The organism is Geofilum rubicundum JCM 15548 (assembly GCF_000974365.1).
GTDB classification, from domain to species: Bacteria; Bacteroidota; Bacteroidia; order Bacteroidales; family Marinilabiliaceae; genus Geofilum; species Geofilum rubicundum.
Genome location: NZ_BAZW01000208.1, coordinates 1 through 533, shown reverse-complemented (window position 1 = coordinate 533; position 533 = coordinate 1). Strand labels below are relative to the sequence as shown.

The window sequence follows — 533 nt, the reverse complement described above, 5'->3', positions numbered from 1 at the left end:
TCACATAATCAAATAGAAAAACAATGCAACTTTGGTTTGTGCCACTACATTTCTATTAATGTTGAAGAATTTTCGGTGGTATTTTCATACCAATTGCTTTTATTAGTTTTACAGCATTAGGTGGAATGTCGGTTCTTAACCAAATTGTATCTTTCTTTACTTTTACCGGAACAGCCATAACCTGCGCCAGTTGCTCCATAGCCATCCCAGCAGTTAATGGCCTTGATTTTATTATCTTTTTATCGACTGATTTTAAATTTATTTCAGCTTGCTCTTGTCTTAAGCGCTTGGTGATATGCGCTTCGCAAAAGTGACTTAAAAAGCAGATCATCAAGTGTCCTAAAATCCTATCATCAGTCCAATGAAACATCGGTCGGCTTTTCAGATAGCCTTTCATTTCACCAAAGGCATCTTCAATGCGCCAAAGCTCTTTGTAGTTTGATACAATTTCACGGCCACTCATGGCTTGCACGTTTGTGATGATCCCAAAGAATCCGTCTCTTTGTGCGTCTTTATCAATGGCAGACTGGTTT

General features: G+C 38.3%; 1 protein-coding gene. It reads right to left on the bottom strand.

Annotated elements, in window-relative coordinates; translation table 11 throughout:
* Positions 1-55: 55 nt before the first annotated feature.
* Positions 56-533 (bottom strand): IS1634 family transposase (locus tag JCM15548_RS20810; RefSeq protein ID WP_439645473.1); only part of this gene is annotated, 478 nt, incomplete at its 5' end.